At 43.0% G+C, this 17650-nt stretch carries 13 protein-coding genes and 2 tRNA genes; all 15 read left to right on the top strand.

Annotated elements, in window-relative coordinates; translation table 11 throughout:
• The 15 genes from BN3261_RS00835 to selD all read left to right on the top strand — a co-directional run bounded on the left by BN3261_RS00835 (position 1) and on the right by selD (position 17118).
• Positions 1 to 1272, top strand: a complete 1272-nt coding sequence (locus tag BN3261_RS00835) for a radical SAM protein (RefSeq protein WP_059085233.1) — start codon at positions 1 to 3, stop codon at positions 1270 to 1272.
• Between the two features lie 18 nt (positions 1273 to 1290).
• Entirely contained in the window at positions 1291 to 2142 is an 852-nt protein-coding gene (locus BN3261_RS00830; RefSeq protein WP_059085232.1) for a protein kinase domain-containing protein, read from the top strand.
• Between the two features lie 24 nt (positions 2143 to 2166).
• Positions 2167 to 3249 (top strand): Gfo/Idh/MocA family protein, encoded by a 1083-nt coding sequence (locus tag BN3261_RS00825; protein ID WP_059085231.1) that lies wholly within the window; start codon positions 2167 to 2169, stop codon positions 3247 to 3249.
• Positions 3246 to 4157 (top strand): radical SAM protein, encoded by a 912-nt coding sequence (locus BN3261_RS00820; RefSeq protein ID WP_059085230.1) that lies wholly within the window; start codon positions 3246 to 3248, stop codon positions 4155 to 4157. The genes BN3261_RS00825 and BN3261_RS00820 overlap by 4 nt, the downstream gene beginning before the upstream one ends.
• 139 nt (positions 4158 to 4296) lie before the next feature.
• Positions 4297 to 5553, top strand: coding sequence for a nucleotide sugar dehydrogenase (locus BN3261_RS00815; protein WP_059085229.1), 1257 nt, complete (start codon positions 4297 to 4299; stop codon positions 5551 to 5553).
• A 158-nt stretch (positions 5554 to 5711) separates the two neighbouring features.
• A complete protein-coding gene (locus BN3261_RS00810) occupies positions 5712 to 7967 on the top strand; it encodes a leucine-rich repeat protein (RefSeq protein WP_059085228.1) in 2256 nt (751 codons plus the stop codon).
• 119 nt (positions 7968 to 8086) lie between these two features.
• A tRNA-Leu gene (locus tag BN3261_RS00805) sits at positions 8087 to 8171 on the top strand.
• A 27-nt stretch (positions 8172 to 8198) separates the two neighbouring features.
• Positions 8199 to 8283: transfer RNA gene (locus BN3261_RS00800), tRNA-Leu, on the top strand.
• Between the two features lie 289 nt (positions 8284 to 8572).
• A complete protein-coding gene (locus BN3261_RS00795) occupies positions 8573 to 9583 on the top strand; it encodes a deoxyguanosinetriphosphate triphosphohydrolase (protein ID WP_022426754.1) in 1011 nt (336 codons plus the stop codon).
• A 19-nt stretch (positions 9584 to 9602) separates the two neighbouring features.
• Positions 9603 to 11396 (top strand): DNA primase, encoded by a 1794-nt coding sequence (gene dnaG, locus BN3261_RS00790; protein ID WP_022426755.1) that lies wholly within the window; start codon positions 9603 to 9605, stop codon positions 11394 to 11396.
• A gap of 39 nt (positions 11397 to 11435) precedes the next feature.
• Positions 11436 to 12563 carry an RNA polymerase sigma factor RpoD gene (rpoD, locus tag BN3261_RS00785; protein WP_021651146.1) on the top strand — a complete coding sequence of 376 codons (1128 nt, stop codon included), beginning with the start codon at positions 11436 to 11438 and terminating at the stop codon, positions 12561 to 12563.
• Positions 12556 to 13284, top strand: a complete 729-nt coding sequence (locus BN3261_RS00780) for a tRNA (adenine(22)-N(1))-methyltransferase (RefSeq protein ID WP_235812325.1) — start codon at positions 12556 to 12558, stop codon at positions 13282 to 13284. Before rpoD ends, BN3261_RS00780 begins: the two co-directional genes overlap by 8 nt.
• A complete protein-coding gene (locus tag BN3261_RS00775) occupies positions 13271 to 14053 on the top strand; it encodes a Nif3-like dinuclear metal center hexameric protein (RefSeq protein WP_021651148.1) in 783 nt (260 codons plus the stop codon). The genes BN3261_RS00780 and BN3261_RS00775 overlap by 14 nt, the downstream gene beginning before the upstream one ends.
• 148 nt (positions 14054 to 14201) lie before the next feature.
• Positions 14202 to 15869, top strand: coding sequence for a nucleoside kinase (locus tag BN3261_RS00770; RefSeq protein ID WP_199874092.1), 1668 nt, complete (start codon positions 14202 to 14204; stop codon positions 15867 to 15869).
• A gap of 214 nt (positions 15870 to 16083) precedes the next feature.
• The gene (selD, locus tag BN3261_RS00765; RefSeq protein ID WP_330383223.1) at positions 16084 to 17118 is read left to right on the top strand and encodes a selenide, water dikinase SelD; all 1035 of its coding nucleotides are present in this window, start codon (positions 16084 to 16086) and stop codon (positions 17116 to 17118) included.
• The last annotated feature ends 532 nt before the right edge of the window (positions 17119 to 17650 follow it).

The raw sequence follows: 17650 nt of genomic DNA, 5'->3' as shown, positions 1-17650 counted from the left end.
ATGGAACGCATATATTATAATGAACAATATATTTATGTTATAAGAGATGGGGACTATGTTTTGTTTTATAACAATCAGAACGGGAAAATTGCCTGTTCAAAATCAATAGAACTCATTGATAAAGACTTTTTTAAAGCAACGACGGATACAACCATTGATTTAGAAGCGGTGGAATATGAGCAGCTGTATTTAGCTGTTTCGGAAAGTTGTAACTTTAGGTGCAAATATTGTAGACAGAAAAAGACTTCAGCGATTGAGAATATGTCAATTGCTGAAATCAAAAATGCCATCGATGTTTTTTACAAAGTTGCAAAGATTCCGAAGAGTATAGTGTTTTTTGGCGGTGAACCATTATTGAATTTTGATGGAATTAAATATGCAATTAGCTATGTGAGATCTTTCGATGATAACATTTCGTTTTCTATGGTTATCAACGGTTCGCTTTGCACTAAAGAAATCGCAGATTTTTTGTCATCTAACAATGTTGAAGTAATTGTATCGCTTGACGGTCCTGCTAGATATCATAATTTTGCGAGATGTAATGCAAATGGAGAAGGAACATATGAAAAGGCGATTAGAGGATATCAGTTATTGAAAGAATCTGGATGTAAAACCGGTATTACTACTGTAATTGGTCCTCACAACGAAGAGGTTTTCGAAGAATTAATTGAGTGGGCTATTGAGTTAAAACCGAATAGTCTTGGATTTTGTTTGCCTCACGGAAATGAAGATAATTATGCTATGAAACTATCGTCTTTTGATTTGGCTCACCAAAGGATGATGGATGCTTATGAGATATTGCATAATCAGGGAATATATCTTGTTCAAGTAGAACAAAAAATGAATGCATTTATAGCTGGTAGAGCAATTCCATACGAATGCAAGGCATGTGGAAAACGTATTGTCGCATGTAAAGGGACACGTTTTGGGATTTGCGAAGGACCAATTACTATGCATGATAAGTTTTTTGATAGTGTAGACAAGCTTCCGACGTGTATAAAAGAGTACAAAAAAACATCTCCCTTTTATATTAAAGAGTGTCGTTCTTGTATAGCATATCGTATATGTGGAGGAAGCTGTGTGTATGATAAGCTGACAAGATTTGGCAGGGCAGATATTAAGGACGAATGTAGATGCGGATTAACTAGGATGATAGCAGAAAAGTCATTGGAGATTGTGCTTAATTCTATTTCTAATATTGAAAAATGTAGGGTGCTTTCACAGGCAGAGAGAGATAATATCATAGATAAGTTGGAGAGGTCCCTTAATTAAAAGGGGAGTTTAGGTATCATGAGCGAACTGGATTTATTCATAGATGAAATATGTCATGAATATGGGTGTAATTTGCATTCAAGCGAAATAATAGGTAAAGGTTATACAAGTAGTATTTATAAAATTTCAGATGATTTGTGTATTAAAATAACGGAAAAAAAAACATGCCCAGCTTTTTTGACATCGATTAAAAACTGTGAAAATCTTTGTATACCGATAAAGACATTCGTTTCACCTACCAGTAGGTATGTTGGATATGTTCAACGATATGTAAATTCAGTATCTCTGCAAGATTATATTGTAAAAGAAAAACGTTTTGGCGAAAATGAGATTGCTCATATTATTTTTGATGTTTTAAAAGGTTTGGCTGTGCTTCATGAACATGGATATGTTCATCGAGATTTTTATCCTGGAAATATCATGATTTATTCTCATCGAGATACTTATGCTGCGGTAATTATAGACTTTGATGAAACGCAGAAAATAAAAAACGATACTAGAGCTTGTTTCCGCTATAGCGGTTATCATGCGCCAGAAATAGTGTTATATGATGATTTTTATGATGAAAAATCAGAAATATTTGCTGTAGGGGTAATGATGTGGGAACTGTTGTTTGGCAATTGTCCTTTTGGAGGGTATAGTTTTTTTGGGCGTGTTATTGCTACGTCCTGGGATGATTATGAACGAAATAGCAATAGCTATCATAGAAATGTTGCAGATGCACTTTTGAACTTAAAAATATATGTTAAAAACACGGATGGGTTATCTAATGAGTGCTCAGATTTGTTGCTAAAGTTACTGGCTGAGAATAAGAATGAACGGATCTCAGCACCGTTAGCGATGCAACATGCTTTTTTTTCGCGGGATTAAGATGTGAATTGGAGAGGGATTAATTTGAAAAATAAAGAATTAAGAATTTGCATGGTAGGAGCTGGATTTGTCGGAATGAAACATGCGGCTGTATATTCTGCATTGTATAATACCAAAATGCAGATTGCGTGTGATTCAAATATAATTAATGCAACTAAGATGGCAGAACGTTTTAGGTTTCAAAAGGTTGAAACTGATTGGAGAAAAGCTGTTTCGGACGATAACGTAGATATAGTATGTATTTGCGTACCTAATCATATGCATTTCGACATAGCAAAAGAAGCATTGCTTGCTGGTAAATATGTTGTTTGTGAAAAACCTTTGGGAATGAACAGTAAGGAATCGACAACATTATCTTTGTTAGCAAAAGAAAAAGGAATAAAAACATCATGCTGTTACAATTTAGTATATACGCCTGCTATCCAATATATAAAATCAATAGTTAAGAATGGAGAGTTAGGAGAGTTAGTATGTTTTCGAGGGGCATATGACAACGACAGACTCGCGAATCCGAACTCCGCGTATGAGTGGAGAATGAATAAAAAGATATCTAAAGGAGGGGCGATTTGTGATTTGGGATTAAATATCATAGCAGTCTCTCAATATTTATTTGGTGATACAAAATGTGTTTCAGCGATGACTAGTGTTATTCATAAAAAAAGGGTGGATAACAATGGTAACGAGTGCGATGTAGAAAATGATGATATTGCACAGTTTATTTTCGAATATAAAAACAAAGGGATTGGATATATTTCTTGCAATAGAGTAGCACCAGGTAGTAAACAAGACATGAAATTTGAAGTACAATTCACAGAGGGAGCAATTCGATACTCTTTGGAGAGAATGAATGAGCTACATATTTTTAGAAACAAGAATTGCGGATATGAAACAGTCATATCTGATAATAATGGATGGTTTAATGTGGGATATGAAGATTTAAAGGGGATTGATGCGGAAAACTTCTTATTTGGTATTAGTAACGGAGAAGGGGTTGAGATTGATTTTAGTTTTGCAACTAAGATTGATAGGATTATCGAAGCAGTTTTGAACGCATCTGAAAAAAAGACGTGGATTGAAGTATCAAATGAGAAGGAGTGGAAAACATGATTGATCAATTTGCAACACGGCTCCTAGTTATTTGTGTATTGACAGATGATTGTAATCAGACCTGCAAGTATTGTTCTGAAAATGCAGGTTTGGGAAATACAAAAATGTTGCCTTATGAAATGGTTGATAACCTATTAAAAGATATTTATGAGGTAAGCAAAGAGGCAATTATTAGCTTTATTGGCGGGGAAGTCACCATCTGGCCAAGGTTCTATGAACTATTAGGTGAAGAAAATTTTAAAAAGTTTCAATATAAATCATTATATACCAACGCTACTGCATTATCCGAAAAAAATGTTCTTGATATTAAGGCTGCCAATTTTTTTGAAGTCAGAGTTAGCGTAGATTCTGATAGAAAACAAGAACATGATGCATTTCGTGGTAAAGGGACATTCGATAAGGCTGTTTCATATATAAATATGATGTCTCAAAACGATATTCCTGTTACAGTAGGGACTGTTCTACAGAAATCTAATTTAAGCAGACTTGATTCATTAATAAATTTTCTAAAAAAGCTTGATGTTAAAATGATACATTTTTTTCCATTGTACTTAAAAGGAAGAGGAAAAAGCCAAATGAAACTTGGAATCGATGAAACTGATCGATTGATTATAAAAAATAAATTGGAGAATGATTACAAAAATAATCATTGTTCTAGGACACCATTTTGTATTAATGGAACAGCGTATTTTAAAGTGCTGAATACTGGAGAGTGTGTTATTCAAAAAGGAAGAGAGAAATTAGTATTAGGAAGTTTATATGAAAGCAGTTTTGCGGATTTGTACAGAAAGGCAGTAGAAATGTTGAAGCCGGAGATTGTATCTTGTAAAAATTGTAAATATTATGACGACCCCATGCTTTGTGAAAATATGCATATATACTGCATGGATGACTTAAATTTTAGGTAATCATTTGTTGGGTACTTGTATGCGATTATTTAAGTTATTTAGGCAGAGCGTGAGAAAAATATATACATAGTTTCTTAAAATATCTTATGTTGATTGCAAACAGTATATGCAAAACGAATATGTGTGATAGGTTCGATTTATGAGTAATAGTTTATGTAATAAAAGCAAATACCAAATAACTGTAGTGGGAATGGGTTACGTTGGATTGTCCGTTGCTGTTATGTTGGCACAACGACATGAAATCACAGCAGTTGATATTCTTCTCGAAAAGGTTGAAAAAATTAATAATAGAATATCGCCAGTTAAAGACGATGAATTGCAATACTATTTTCAAAATGTTCCCCTATCATTGACGGCAGTTCAGACTGGAAAAAACACCTATAAGAATGCAGACTATATTTTTATTGCCGTTCCAACAAATTACGACCAATTATCAAACTCTTTTGATACAAGCATTATAGAAAGCGTGGTAGAGGATGCTCTAGAAGAAAGGACAGGGGCATGTATTGTGATTAAATCTACTGTTCCTATCGGTTATACAGAAGCGCTTCGTAAAAAATATAAATATTCTCGTATACTTTTTTGCCCGGAATTTATACGTGAATCAAAAGCATTGTATGATAATCTGTATCCGTCAAGAATTGTTGTTGGGGTGGATATGCAGGATTCATCATTGGTTTGTAAAGCTGATATCTTAGGAGAAATTCTAAAGAAAGGTGCCATAAAAGAAAATATACAAGTGCTGTTTGTTTCGTATGCAGAAGCAGAAGCAATTAAACTGTTTTCAAATACATACCTAGCGATGAGAATTAGTTTTTTCAATGAACTTGATACTTATGCAGAACAGAAAGGCCTGAATACAAAATCGATTATTGAAGGGGTATGTCTTGATCCAAGAATAGGTCAATATTATAATAATCCCTCTTTTGGGTATGGTGGATATTGTCTACCGAAGGATACTAAGCAACTTCTAGCTGACTATGGAGCGATACCGCAAAGTATTACACAAGCAACAATAGAATCCAATAAGTTAAGAAAAAATTACATAATTAATCAAATAAAACAGGTGCTGAATGATAAATATTTTAGTAAAGCTGGAATGCGGAATTGTAAAGATATAGTTATTGGAATATATCGCTTAACGATGAAATGTAATTCGGATAATTATAGGCAAAGTGCAATTTGGGAAATAATAGAAGCGCTTGAAAAAGAGAATTACTCAATAATTGTGTATGAGCCAATGTGTGATGAGCAACTGGCATATAAATTAGCAATAACCAAAAACATTATTTCTTTTAAGAAAAGATGCAACATAATTCTTGCAAATCGATATGATGATGAATTGTATGATGTGCTCGAGAAAGTATATACGAGAGATATTTTTGGAAGAGACTAGAAGAACAATGGTGACATTATGAACAAACGAATGATGGATAACAAAACTATTGTGAATTAAGAACTCTTTGCTATAAAAAAATCTGTAAAAAAGGAATCCGGATAGAATATATCATGTTTATATGATATGATAGAAGAAAACGGAAGGAGCATAGTCATATGAGAAGAAAAAGTGCAGGAAAAAAGATCATGGTCGTACTTGTAGCGGCAAGTCTGGCACTGACTCCGGCGGAGCTGACAGTGGCGGCAGAAATGGAAACAGAGAATGTGGAAGCATCATTTTCGGAAGAAGAAAATGGAGATACTGCATCCTCAGATCAAGAAGATTCTGCAGAGGTGGAAGCAGAGATTGCAGATGGATCAGCTGCTACAGAGGAACAGGAAACCACAGATACAGACAAGCCAGATACCGGGAACAACGTACAGGAGAATGCGGAAACCGGCGTAACGGAGCCTGGTGAAGAAGCACCAGAGGGTACTGCGGAAGAGGAAGATCCGGAGGCTCCGGAAGCGGCAATGGATGAAGCGGAAGCATTGGAGGAATGCGAACAGGCAGAAGAAGAAAATATAGCTTTTGATGATGGAACGAAGGATGCAGTGCAGGCGTCAGCAGAATACTCTGATGGAAAATTTACGTGGGTACTGGACGGGAATGGAACACTGACCATTACGGGAAATAACACGGAGCTGACAGAAAATGAGGTATCGGAAAGTGCTTTGAAGAATGCAGGTATTGATTTTTCCAGAGTAAGCAAGCTGGTGATCGGGAAGGGAATCACCGGTTTTGATAAGTACAGTATGAGAAATCTGAAAACCTGTATCAAGGAGCTGGAGATCAATGGAGATCCGGGGATGAAGCTTCCGGAATTTTGTTTTGACGGTCTTGACAATATAGAGAATATCGTGATATCCGGTGCTGTGGATGTGCCGAGATATATGTTTGAAGAATGTACCGGACTGAAAAAGGTAATACTGAAAAACGGAATCCTGTCAGTTGGAGAATATGTTTTTAAAGGCTGCAGCAGCCTTGAATCGGTAATATTTGAGAACGTAGCACTGAAAAAGATCAGCGTCGATATGTTTAAAGGCTGCAGTGCGCTGAGTTCTATTGCGTTACCGGATTCCGTAACAGAAATAGAAAGGAATGCATTTTTCGAGACCGGACTCAGAAATATCCAGCTTCCGGAAAAACTGACGCTGATAGGAGGAGGGGCATTTTGTAACTGCAAAAATCTGAAGCAGGTACAGCTTCCGCCTCAATTAAAAGAGCTGGGTGAGGGTGCATTTTTTAACTGCGAAAATCTGGCACAGATCCAGCTTCCGTCTCAGTTAAATAAATTAGGAGGAGATGCATTCAGAGATTGTACATCCTTGGATAAGATTGACATACCTGCCGGTCTGAAGCAGATCGAGTCTGCCACATTTTGCAATACCGGGCTGACCAGTGTGACCTTACATGAGGGACTGACTAAGATCGAAGATTGGGCGTTTCATGATTGCCTTAAGCTGAAAAAGATCCGTATTCCGAAATCAGTTACAGATATTGGCGAACTGGCATTAGGAATACGTTATAACATGGGAAATGGTGCAGAGGAAGTTATTCCCGGTGGTTTTACAGTAGAAGGTTATACAGGCTCGGCAGCGGAACGATATGTAAAGAGAATGCATCAAAGTGAAAATTTATATCATGTATTTTTTAAAGATGTGAAATTTGTTTCCATTGGTGGACAGACTGCAGCGGTTACCAATATCAGCAAAACAAAGATATCCGCACTTAAGACCAGGGCCTTTACCGGAAAGCCACTGACCCAGGCACTCACCATAACCTATGGCGGTAAGAAGCTTGTAAACGGAAGGGATTACACCCTTACCTGGAAGAATAATAAAAATATCGGAACTGCATCCGTTACTATCAAAGGAAAAGGAAAATATAACGGTTCTGTTACAAAAAAATTCCGGATCACGGTTCAGAAAAACGCGGTCTATACAGTCAGCAGGCTGAAATATAAGATATCCAGTGCAGACACATCCGGCAAGGGAACCGTAGTCTTTACCGGAGCTACGGACAAGGCAGCAAGAAAGGCCCTTACGATCCCGACGACAGTAAAGATTGGTGGAAAGAGCTTTCGTGTAACAGCCATTGGCACCTCTGCAATGTCCGGAGCGAAGAAGCTGACAACAGTGAAAATCGGAGCGAATATAATGACAGTAGGTGCGAAAGCCTTCTACGGCTGCAGTAAACTCTCCAATGTAACGATCTTCGGCACAAAGCTTACGACAGCGAAGACCGGAGCCAATGCATTTAAAGGAATTCGCTCCAATTGCAGATTTAAAGTACCGGCTTCCAGGGTAAGTGCATACAAAAAACTCCTCCGTGCAAAGGGTGCCGGACCAAAGATAATCGTGACAAAATAACAGAAAAACCGAAAAAATAGAAAACTTTTGAAAAAAGGTGTTGACATACAAGATCCACTTTGCTATACTATCACTTGTCGCGAGGGAGAAAATAAAAAATCCCAAGGAAATGCGGTCATGCGGAAGTGTCGGAACTGGCAGACGAGCAAGACTAAGGATCTTGTGAGCATTGCGCTCGTGTGGGTTCAAGTCCCATCTTCCGCATTGGAAATTTCCAATGAAATGCGATATGCGGAAGTGTCGGAACTGGCAGACGAGCAAGACTAAGGATCTTGTAAGCATTGCGCTTGTGTGGGTTCAAGTCCCATCTTCCGCATGACTTTAAAACAGAGCTGTGAATTGCAGCTCTGTTTTTGGCTATATGAAAGTAAATTATTGCATGCCTGCACTGGTGAGAAGCTGAAATGGGAAGATCTGCGTGATATATTTGTATTCGTTTCATATACAATAGGATAATTTTGGACATCTTAAGGGCTGATCAGACCGTAACTCCAATATTTTTTGAATTATTTTTTCAGAAAAGAGGAATTTGTGGTTTTGTGTAGAATATAATTAACAGAGGGTATTTTGTCGCCGCTGTTTATCAGACTGTGGAGGAAATGCTTATGAACATCAGAGAGAGCATGGAACAGAGAGAACGGGAGCTTTTGAGCCCTTATGCTTCTCACAGCGCAGATACCAGAGGCCGGGAGCACCCGGAAGAGGAATGCGATGTGCGGACAACGTATCAGAGAGACAGAGACAGGATCCTTCATTGTAAGGCTTTTCGCCGTATGAAGGATAAGACACAGGTGTTTCTGGCACCACAGGGAGATCATTACCGTACCAGGCTGACACATACACTGGAGGTATCACAGATCGCCCGGACTATTGCCAAGGCACTTCGCTTAAATGAAGATCTGGTGGAAGCGATCGCTCTGGGACATGATCTGGGGCATACGCCTTTTGGACATGCAGGAGAGAGAGCACTGGATCAGGTACATCCGGGTGGCTTTGCACACTATAAGCAGAGCGTCCGGGTTGTGGAAGTACTGGAGAAGAACGGAAACGGACTGAACCTTACCTGGGAAGTCCGCAACGGGATCATGAATCACCGCACCAGCGGAAATCCTTTCACACTGGAAGGACAGGTGGTACGTTTTTCTGACAAGATCGCCTATATCCACCATGATATGGACGATGCCCAGCGGGCAGGGATCATCACAGAAGATGATATTCCTGTCACAATGAGAACTTTTCTGGGCTATACCACGAGAGAACGGCTGAATACTTTCGTACATAATATTATAGAGAACAGTATGGGGAAAGACAGCATCTCCATGTCGCCGGATGTTTTTGAGGCGATGATGGAGCTTCGAGCGCTGATGTTCCGGAATGTCTATGAGAATCCGGTTGCCAGGAAGGAAGAGGATAAAGTGATCCAGATGCTGAGTGAACTGTACGGATATTATACTGACCATCCGGAGGCAATGTCCCGGGAATACAGGGAACTGGTGGAATACCGGGGAGTACCTAAGGAACAGGCAGTATGTGATTATATTTCGGGAATGACGGATCAGTATTCCATGGAGAAATTCAGGGAGATCTATATACCGAGAGCCTGGGAGGTCTATTAAATGGAAAAGAGGGATAAGCATGCGTTATTCAGATGACATCATAGAAGAAGTCCGAATGAAAAATGACATTGTAGACGTGATATCCCAGTATGTGAAACTGACACGGAGGGGGAGTTCCTATTTTGGGCTGTGTCCCTTCCATAATGAGAAAACCCCTTCCTTTTCCGTAACACCATCCAAGCAGATGTATTACTGCTTTGGCTGCGGAGCAGGAGGAAACGTATACAATTTTATCATGGAATATGAGAATTACTCGTTTGGTGAGGCACTGTCACATCTGGCTGACCGGGCAGGGGTAGAGCTTCCGAAGATCGAGTATTCCAGAGAAGCCAGAGAAAAAGCAGAACAGAGAGCAAATCTTCTGGAGATCAACAAGCTGGCAGCGCAGTACTTTTATTATCAGCTCCGGAGAGAAGGCGGAAAGGCGGCTTACAGATATCTGACAGGAAGAGGTCTTTCCGAGGAAACCATCCGTAAATTCGGTCTTGGATATTCGGACAAGTACAGTGATGATCTGTACAAATATCTTAAGGGTAAGGGCTACAGTGATGAACTTCTCAGGGAATCCGGCCTGTTCAATGTAGATGAGCGGCGAGGCATGTATGATAAGTTCTGGAACCGTGTGATCTTCCCGATCATGGATGTAAACAACCGGGTCATTGGTTTCGGAGGTCGTGTCATGGGAGATGGCAAGCCCAAGTACCTGAATTCGCCGGAGACGAAGATCTTTGATAAGAGCCGGAATCTTTACGGGCTGAATGTGGCCAGGACCACCAGGAAGAATTATCTGATCCTCTGTGAGGGATATATGGATGTGATCGCCATGCATCAGGCAGGCTTTACCAATGCAGTGGCGTCGCTTGGAACTGCACTGACCTCCGGACATGCAAGTCTTGTGAAACGTTACACCAAGGAAGTCCTGCTTCTTTATGACAGTGACGGTGCAGGGATCCGGGCGGCACTTCGTGCGATCCCGATCCTGCGGGAGGCGGGAGTCACGTCCAGGGTAGTAAGCCTGAAGCCCTGGAAGGATCCGGACGAGTTCATCAAGAATGAAGGAGCGGAGGCCTTTGAGGAACGTCTGAACCGGGCCATGGACAGCTTTATGTTTCGTGTACATATTGCGGAACAGGAATTTGCCATGGATGCACCCCAGGGACAGAATCAGTTTTTTGAGCGGTGTGCCGGGATGCTTCTGGAGCTTTCCGATGAACTGGAGAGGAATCTTTATATAGAAGCCATCGTAAAGGAATACGGCCGCTATGGAGTGGGCACGGAGGATATCCGGAAAAGGGTCAACACGCTGGCTCTGAAGGGAACGCCTGCAGAGAAACGGATCCAGCCAAAGTCCGGGACTCCGGAAACAAAGAAAAAGGAATCCGCTGCAGACAAAGCACAGAAGCTGATGCTGACCTGGCTTGTAAATTATCCGGGTATTTTTGAACAGGTGGAAAAATACATTTCCCCTTCCGATTTTGTGGTACCGCTGTATAAAGAGGTAGCCCAGATGCTGTTTGAACAGCATAAGGAGGGAGAGACCAATCCGGGAAAGCTTCTCAACGCCTTTACAGACAGTGAGGAGCAGCGGGAGGTGGCATCTCTTTTTAACGCCACCATTCATCTGGAAAACGAAGGAGAACAGCAGAGGGCTTTTTCCGATGCGCTGCTGCGGATCAAGGAAGAAAGCCTCAAAGAAAAAAACCGTACCTGGGACCCGTCAGACATGGCCGGGCTTCAGGAACTGATAAAAGCAAAAAAAGAACTGGAAGACCTTGGAAGAAAGAGGCAGCAGCTGCATATTTCTTTCAATTAAGGATAAAATATAAACACTATATGGAGGTATAGAGCACCTATGGAAATGAATATGGCAAAATTCAGCGAGAAACTTGTAGAGCTTCTTGAACTTGCAAAAAAGAAAAAGAATGTGCTGGAATATCAGGAGATCAGTGACTTTTTCAAGGACTCTCCACTGGAAGTGGATCAGATGGAGAAGGTTTTTGACTTCCTGGAGGCCAGCGGTGTGGACGTTCTCCGTATCACAGAAAACAGCGGTGACGAACTCCTCCTTGATAACGATATGGATATGGATGGGATGGAAGATGAAGAAGAGGTAGAGCTTGATAAGATCGACCTCTCTGTACCGGAAGGTGTCAGCATCGAGGATCCGGTCCGTATGTACCTGAAAGAGATCGGTAAAGTCAGTCTGTTAAGTGCAGATGAGGAGATCGAGCTTGCCAAGAGAATGGAAAAGGGGGATGAAGCTGCCAAGAAACGTCTGGCAGAGGCCAATCTCCGTCTTGTTGTCAGCATTGCAAAGCGTTATGTTGGACGTGGAATGCTGTTCCTCGACCTGATCCAGGAGGGAAATCTTGGCCTTATCAAAGCTGTTGAAAAATTTGATTACAGAAAAGGCTACAAGTTCAGTACCTATGCAACCTGGTGGATCCGTCAGGCTATCACAAGAGCCATTGCAGATCAGGCGCGTACCATCCGTATCCCTGTGCATATGGTTGAGACCATCAACAAGCTGATCCGTGTTTCCCGTCAGCTGCTCCAGGAGCTTGGACGTGAACCTACGCCGGAAGAAATCGCTGAGGAGATGGACATGCCGGTAGACCGTGTACGTGAGATCCTTAAGATCTCCCAGGAGCCGGTATCTCTGGAAACTCCTATCGGTGAGGAGGAAGACAGTCATCTTGGCGATTTCATCCAGGATGATAATGTTCCGGTACCTGCAGATGCAGCTGCATTTACACTTCTGAAGGAGCAACTGGTAGAAGTCTTAAGTACGCTTACTGACCGTGAACAGAAGGTTCTCCGCCTCCGTTTCGGACTGGACGACGGACGTGCCAGAACTCTGGAGGAAGTTGGTAAAGAGTTCAATGTCACAAGAGAGCGTATCCGTCAGATCGAGGCAAAAGCTCTGCGCAAGCTGCGTCATCCCAGCCGCAGCCGCAAGCTGAAGGATTATCTTGACTGATAAAAATATATCCGTACAGCTTTCCATGCGTCTTCGTGCCATTGCCGGTATGGTAACAAAAGGAAACCGGCTGGCAGACGTAGGATGTGACCATGGCTATCTGTCGATCTGGCTTGTCAGTGAAAAAACAGTTCCGTCAGCCATTGCCATGGATGTACGTCCGGGACCGCTTTCAAGAGCCAGGGAGAATATTACCCGTTATGGCCTTGAAGATTACATAGAGACCCGTTTGAGCGACGGGCTTGCGAAGCTTGAGCCGGGAGAAGGTGATACCCTGGTGATCGCGGGAATGGGTGGTCCTCTGATGGAAAGGATATTAAAGGATGGAGCGAAGGTCCGGGAGGGGTTTCAGGAACTGATCCTGCAGCCTCAGTCGGACCTTCCTCATTTCCGGCATTTTCTTTCTGAGATCGGCTGGGAGATCGTAAGGGAAGAAATGATAAAAGAAGACGGAAAATTTTATCCTATGATGAAAGCGGTACGTAACAATGCGGGAGAAAAGACTGTTTACACAGAGGAAGAGGCCTGGTTTGGACCTCTCCTTCTGAAAAAATGTCACCCGGTCCTTAAAGAGTATCTTCTACGGGAGGAAATGATCCGTAAGAAAATACTTGCCGGTCTTTCCGGGGCAGAGTCTGTTTATGCAAAAACTCGTCTGGCAGAAGTAAAGGAGGAAATGGAGCTGATCCATACAGCTCTGAAACGATATGAAAGCATATGAACTGATCGAATGGCTGAATGAGCATCATCCGCAAAAATTTGCGGAGGACTGGGATAATGTGGGACTGCTGGTGGGAGATGACCAGAAAGAGATTTCCCATGTATTTCTTGCACTGGATCTTACGGAACCGGTGTTGGATGAGGCGGTGGCTGCTGGTGCGGATATGATCCTTACCCATCACCCAATGATCTTTTCCGGAATCAAAAAGATCAACAACCATACCTTTACCGGAAGAAAGATCCTCCGTCTGATAAAGGAGGATATCCCGTATTTTGCCATGCATACCAATTATGATGTGATCGGAATGGCAGATTTAAGCGCAGAGCATCTGAAGCTTCAGGATACAAGGGTGCTTACAGTTACCGATGAATCCGGGGAGCAGCCGGAGGGGTTCGGAAGAGTAGGAAAGCTTCCCCATGTTATGACTCTTGGTGAGTTTGGAAAATATGTAAAAGAATGCAATCATCTTCCGGATGTGCGGGTTTATGGTGATCTGGATCGGAAGATCGAGACTGTGGCAATCTGTACAGGAAGCGGAAAGAGTATGATCGGTGATGTAATGGCCGCCGGTGCGGATGTATATGTGACCGGAGATATTGATTATCATACTGCCATCGATACTATGGCAGATGGTCTGGCGATCGTAGATGCCGGACATTACGGTACGGAGTATATTTTTGCGGAAGCTATGGAGAAGGAACTGAATGAGGCATTCTCTGCGCTTAAGACAACCTGCGCCAGTGTGAAAAATCCATATACTGTTTTGTAAAAGCGGATCGCAAAAAAGTGCTTGTATTCATGAATATGTAGTGGGACGGAATACGATTATCCGTTTCGGAAAAATGAATTGTGAAACACATGGCTGTCCGAAAAATCGGGCAGCTGTATAAATATATAAGCCTGTGGAGGGGATCGTTATGGAACAGACAATGATTAAAGTGACCATAAACGGAGAAACAAGGGAATACCCCAAAATGACACCGTATTCTGAGATCATAAGGGATTATGAGGGCAAAACAGAGTATCCGGTGATCCTTGTGACTGAGAACGGAAAGCTCCGTGAGCTTCACAAGAAGCTTCAGCATGACTGTACACTGGGATTTATAACCGCAAAGGACAGTGCCGGTCGAAAAACCTATCGGAGAAGTGCGATCTTTATTCTTTTGAAGGCAATTTTTGATGTAGCTGGAAAAGAGAATGTGGATCATGTTGTGATCCATTATTCTATGGGAAATGCTCTTTATTTTACCATGAAAGGCAGTGCTACCCTGGATCAGGAGCTTCTTGACCGGGTAAAAGTGCGGATGCGGGAACTGGTAGAACGGAAGCTTCCGATTTGCAAACGCAGTGTCAGCACGGATGATGCCGTTTCCATGTTCCACAGGCATCATATGTATGATAAAGAAAAGCTGTTCCGTTATCGACGGGTTTCCAGAGTGAATATTTACAGCCTGGAAAATTTTGAGGATTATTTTTACGGATTTATGGCACCAGATACCGGCTATGTGAAGTATTTTGATCTGCAGCTTTATGATGAAGGCTTTGTGCTGATCCTTCCGAGGCAGAAAAACCCGGATGTGCTGGAGCCTTTTGAACCCCAGGATAAGATCTTCCATGTGCAGAAGGAATCGGAAGAGTGGGGCGATAAGCTGGATGTTGCCACTGTAGGAGATCTCAATGACCGGATCACAAGAGAAGGTGTGCAGAGCCTGATGCTGATCCAGGAGGCACTCCATGAGGCCAAGATTTCTTCGATTGCCGAGGAGATCCGGAGAAGGGGCAATGTAAAGTTCGTAATGATCGCAGGCCCGTCTTCTTCCGGAAAGACCAGTTTTTCTCATAGATTATCTATTCAGCTTTCTGCTCATGGTCTGAAGCCGCATCCCATTGCTGTGGATAACTATTTTGTGGATCGTGAACATACGCCGTTGGATGAATTCGGAGAAAAGAATTATGAGTGTCTGGAAGCCATTGACACGAAGCAGTTTAATGAAGATATGCTGAATCTTCTTTCGGGAAAAAACGTGGATCTTCCTACATTTAATTTCAAGACCGGATGCAGGGAATACCGGGGAGACCAGCTTCAGCTTGGAAAAGATGATATCCTGGTCATCGAAGGCATTCACGGGCTTAATGACAAGCTGAGTTATGCCCTTCCAAAAGAGAGTAAGTTTAAGATCTATATCAGTGCGCTGACACAGCTGAACATTGATGAGCATAACCGGATCCCCACAACGGATGGAAGGCTGATACGCCGAATTGTCCGTGATGCACGTACACGTGGAACTTCCGCAAAGGATACCATTGCAAGGTGGCCTTCTGTACGGAGAGGCGAGGAGCAGAATATTTTTCCGTTCCAGGAGGAAGCAGATGTGATGTTTAATTCAGCTCTTGTGTATGAGCTTGCCTGCCTGAAGGTTTATGCGGAACCGCTGCTTTTTGGAATTGACAAGAGTGAACCGGAGTATCAGGAGGCGAAGCGGCTTTTGAAGTTCCTGGATTATTTTGTGCCGGTGCCCAGTGAGGGTGTTCCGTTTAATTCGCTTCTGAGGGAGTTTATTGGCGGTAGTTGTTTTAATGTATAAATTAATTGTATGAATAAAAAAGCTATGTGTAGATATAAGGCTCTATGCAGTGCAGATATCGGTTGGCGCAAAGATGAGAAGATTAGGATTTCTCTGTGCATAGGATCTGTGGTGTGTGGAGCCTTTTGAGTGTGAATCGGAAAAGTTAAAGTCTTCTGTGGTGCTGCGGATGGATAACGGGATTTACAGGGCTTAAAGGAAAGGGAAAATGATCATGAAAGAAAAAGTACAACTGACAAAACTGGCTCCAAACTGTGGCTGTGCAGCTAAGGTAGGACCGGGGACTCTGGCGGGAGTTCTTGGTGGGCTGCCAAAGTTCTGTGATCCGGATCTTCTTGTTGGAACGGACACTTCGGATGATGCTGCAGTTTACCGGGTGAGTGATGATCTGGCGCTGATCCAGACACTGGATTTTTTTACTCCGGTGGCAGATGATCCTTATGATTTCGGGCAGATCGCGGCGGCAAATGCATTGAGTGATGTATATGCTATGGGTGGAACTCCAAAGACGGCTTTGAATATTGTGGCGTTTCCGAAGGATATGGATGTGGAGATCCTCGGGGAGATCTTGCGTGGCGGTGCGGATAAGGTGATGGAGGCCGGGGCGGTTCTTGCCGGTGGCCATACGATCCAGGATGATACACCTAAGTATGGGCTCAGTGTGACGGGTTTTGTAGATCCGAGGAAGTTCTGGAAGAATTTTGGAGCGCAGACCGGAGATAAGCTGATCCTGACGAAGGCGCTGGGTGCGGGGATCGTGAATACGGCGATCAAGGCGGAGCTGGTGACGGAAGGTGCACGTAAGGCGGTTTTGGCTTCCATGAAGAAACTGAACCGGGATGCCTGTGAGGTTTTTAAAGAGTTTGAGGTTCATGCCTGTACGGATGTGACGGGGTTTGGTCTTGGGGGACATGCTACGGAGATGGCTGTGGCCAGTGACCGGACGGTTGTGATCGATACGGAGAAGCTGCCGGTGCTTCCGGATGTGAAGGAGTTTGCTTCTATGGGATTGATTCCGGGTGGGGCTTACAGGAACCGGGAGTTTGCTGAGAAAACCGGAGTGAAAAGTGTGGCAGAGCTCTGGCGGGAGGATCTGGTGTTTGATCCGCAGACTTCTGGGGGATTGCTGGCGGCGGTTCCGGAGAGGGATGTGCCGGAGATCATGAAGCGGCTGGATGCGGCTGGTCTGCAGGCTGGGGTGATCGGTGAGGTTGTGGATCGGCGGGAGTGGACGTTGGTGCTCCGGTAGGAAATTAATTTACGAACGAATGTTTGGATGATGACGTCAGAGTGGATGGTTGCGTAGGGGATACTGCTGGGGAAAGTGGTGGAAGCAGAATGACGGATGGCGGATGGCGGACGACGGACGCCTGGGGGAGAGGATATCGGTCCGGGCAGGGACTCCGTCGGGGGATACTACTAGGACTCCGTGAGTCGGCTAAAAGCATTGCGGCAGGGCCAGAACTCGCCGTTGGCTCAGACAGCTGACCCTGCCGCAATAACGCCGACTCCCGCAGCCCAAGTAGTTATCACCCCTCCTCCGCAGCAGCCCAAACCGATATCCTCTCCCCCAGGCTGGTGCATCCAGCTGGTAGGAAAAACATAAAATGTGCGGAGAGTATGGTTGTGAGATGCAGAGAAGGAAAGTTACTGCTCACTGGTAATATTCCGCGAGGTGTTTTTTGTGAGCGAAGGTCACAGAAAACCCGAGTCATACTGCGCGAATTTATGTGATTAGCATAAATTCTGTGCATCGCGAAGCGTGTTACTGAGAATGGAGT

Source organism: Blautia massiliensis (ex Durand et al. 2017) (assembly GCF_001487165.1).
In the GTDB taxonomy this organism is placed as follows: Bacteria; Bacillota; Clostridia; order Lachnospirales; family Lachnospiraceae; genus Blautia_A; species Blautia_A fusiformis.
The sequence above is the reverse complement of the archived record's forward strand: the minus strand, read 5'-3'. Positions and strand labels throughout refer to the sequence as shown.

Bases quoted from the DNA above. Each gene is read 5' to 3' on its own strand.
- BN3261_RS00775 (WP_021651148.1), top strand. From the start codon at position 13,271: ATGAAAGCATATGAACTGATCGAATGGCTGAATGAGCATCATCCGCAA.
- BN3261_RS00770 (WP_199874092.1), top strand. From the start codon at position 14,202: ATGGAACAGACAATGATTAAAGTGACCATAAACGGAGAAACAAGGGAA.
- BN3261_RS00835 (WP_059085233.1), top strand. From the start codon at position 1: ATGGAACGCATATATTATAATGAACAATATATTTATGTTATAAGAGAT.
- dnaG (WP_022426755.1), top strand. From the start codon at position 9,603: ATGCGTTATTCAGATGACATCATAGAAGAAGTCCGAATGAAAAATGAC.
- BN3261_RS00810 (WP_059085228.1), top strand. From the start codon at position 5,712: ATGAGAAGAAAAAGTGCAGGAAAAAAGATCATGGTCGTACTTGTAGCG.
- rpoD (WP_021651146.1), top strand. From the start codon at position 11,436: ATGGAAATGAATATGGCAAAATTCAGCGAGAAACTTGTAGAGCTTCTT.
- BN3261_RS00795 (WP_022426754.1), top strand. From the start codon at position 8,573: ATGAACATCAGAGAGAGCATGGAACAGAGAGAACGGGAGCTTTTGAGC.
- selD (WP_330383223.1), top strand. From the start codon at position 16,084: ATGAAAGAAAAAGTACAACTGACAAAACTGGCTCCAAACTGTGGCTGT.
- BN3261_RS00830 (WP_059085232.1), top strand. From the start codon at position 1,291: ATGAGCGAACTGGATTTATTCATAGATGAAATATGTCATGAATATGGG.
- BN3261_RS00815 (WP_059085229.1), top strand. From the start codon at position 4,297: ATGAGTAATAGTTTATGTAATAAAAGCAAATACCAAATAACTGTAGTG.
- BN3261_RS00820 (WP_059085230.1), top strand. From the start codon at position 3,246: ATGATTGATCAATTTGCAACACGGCTCCTAGTTATTTGTGTATTGACA.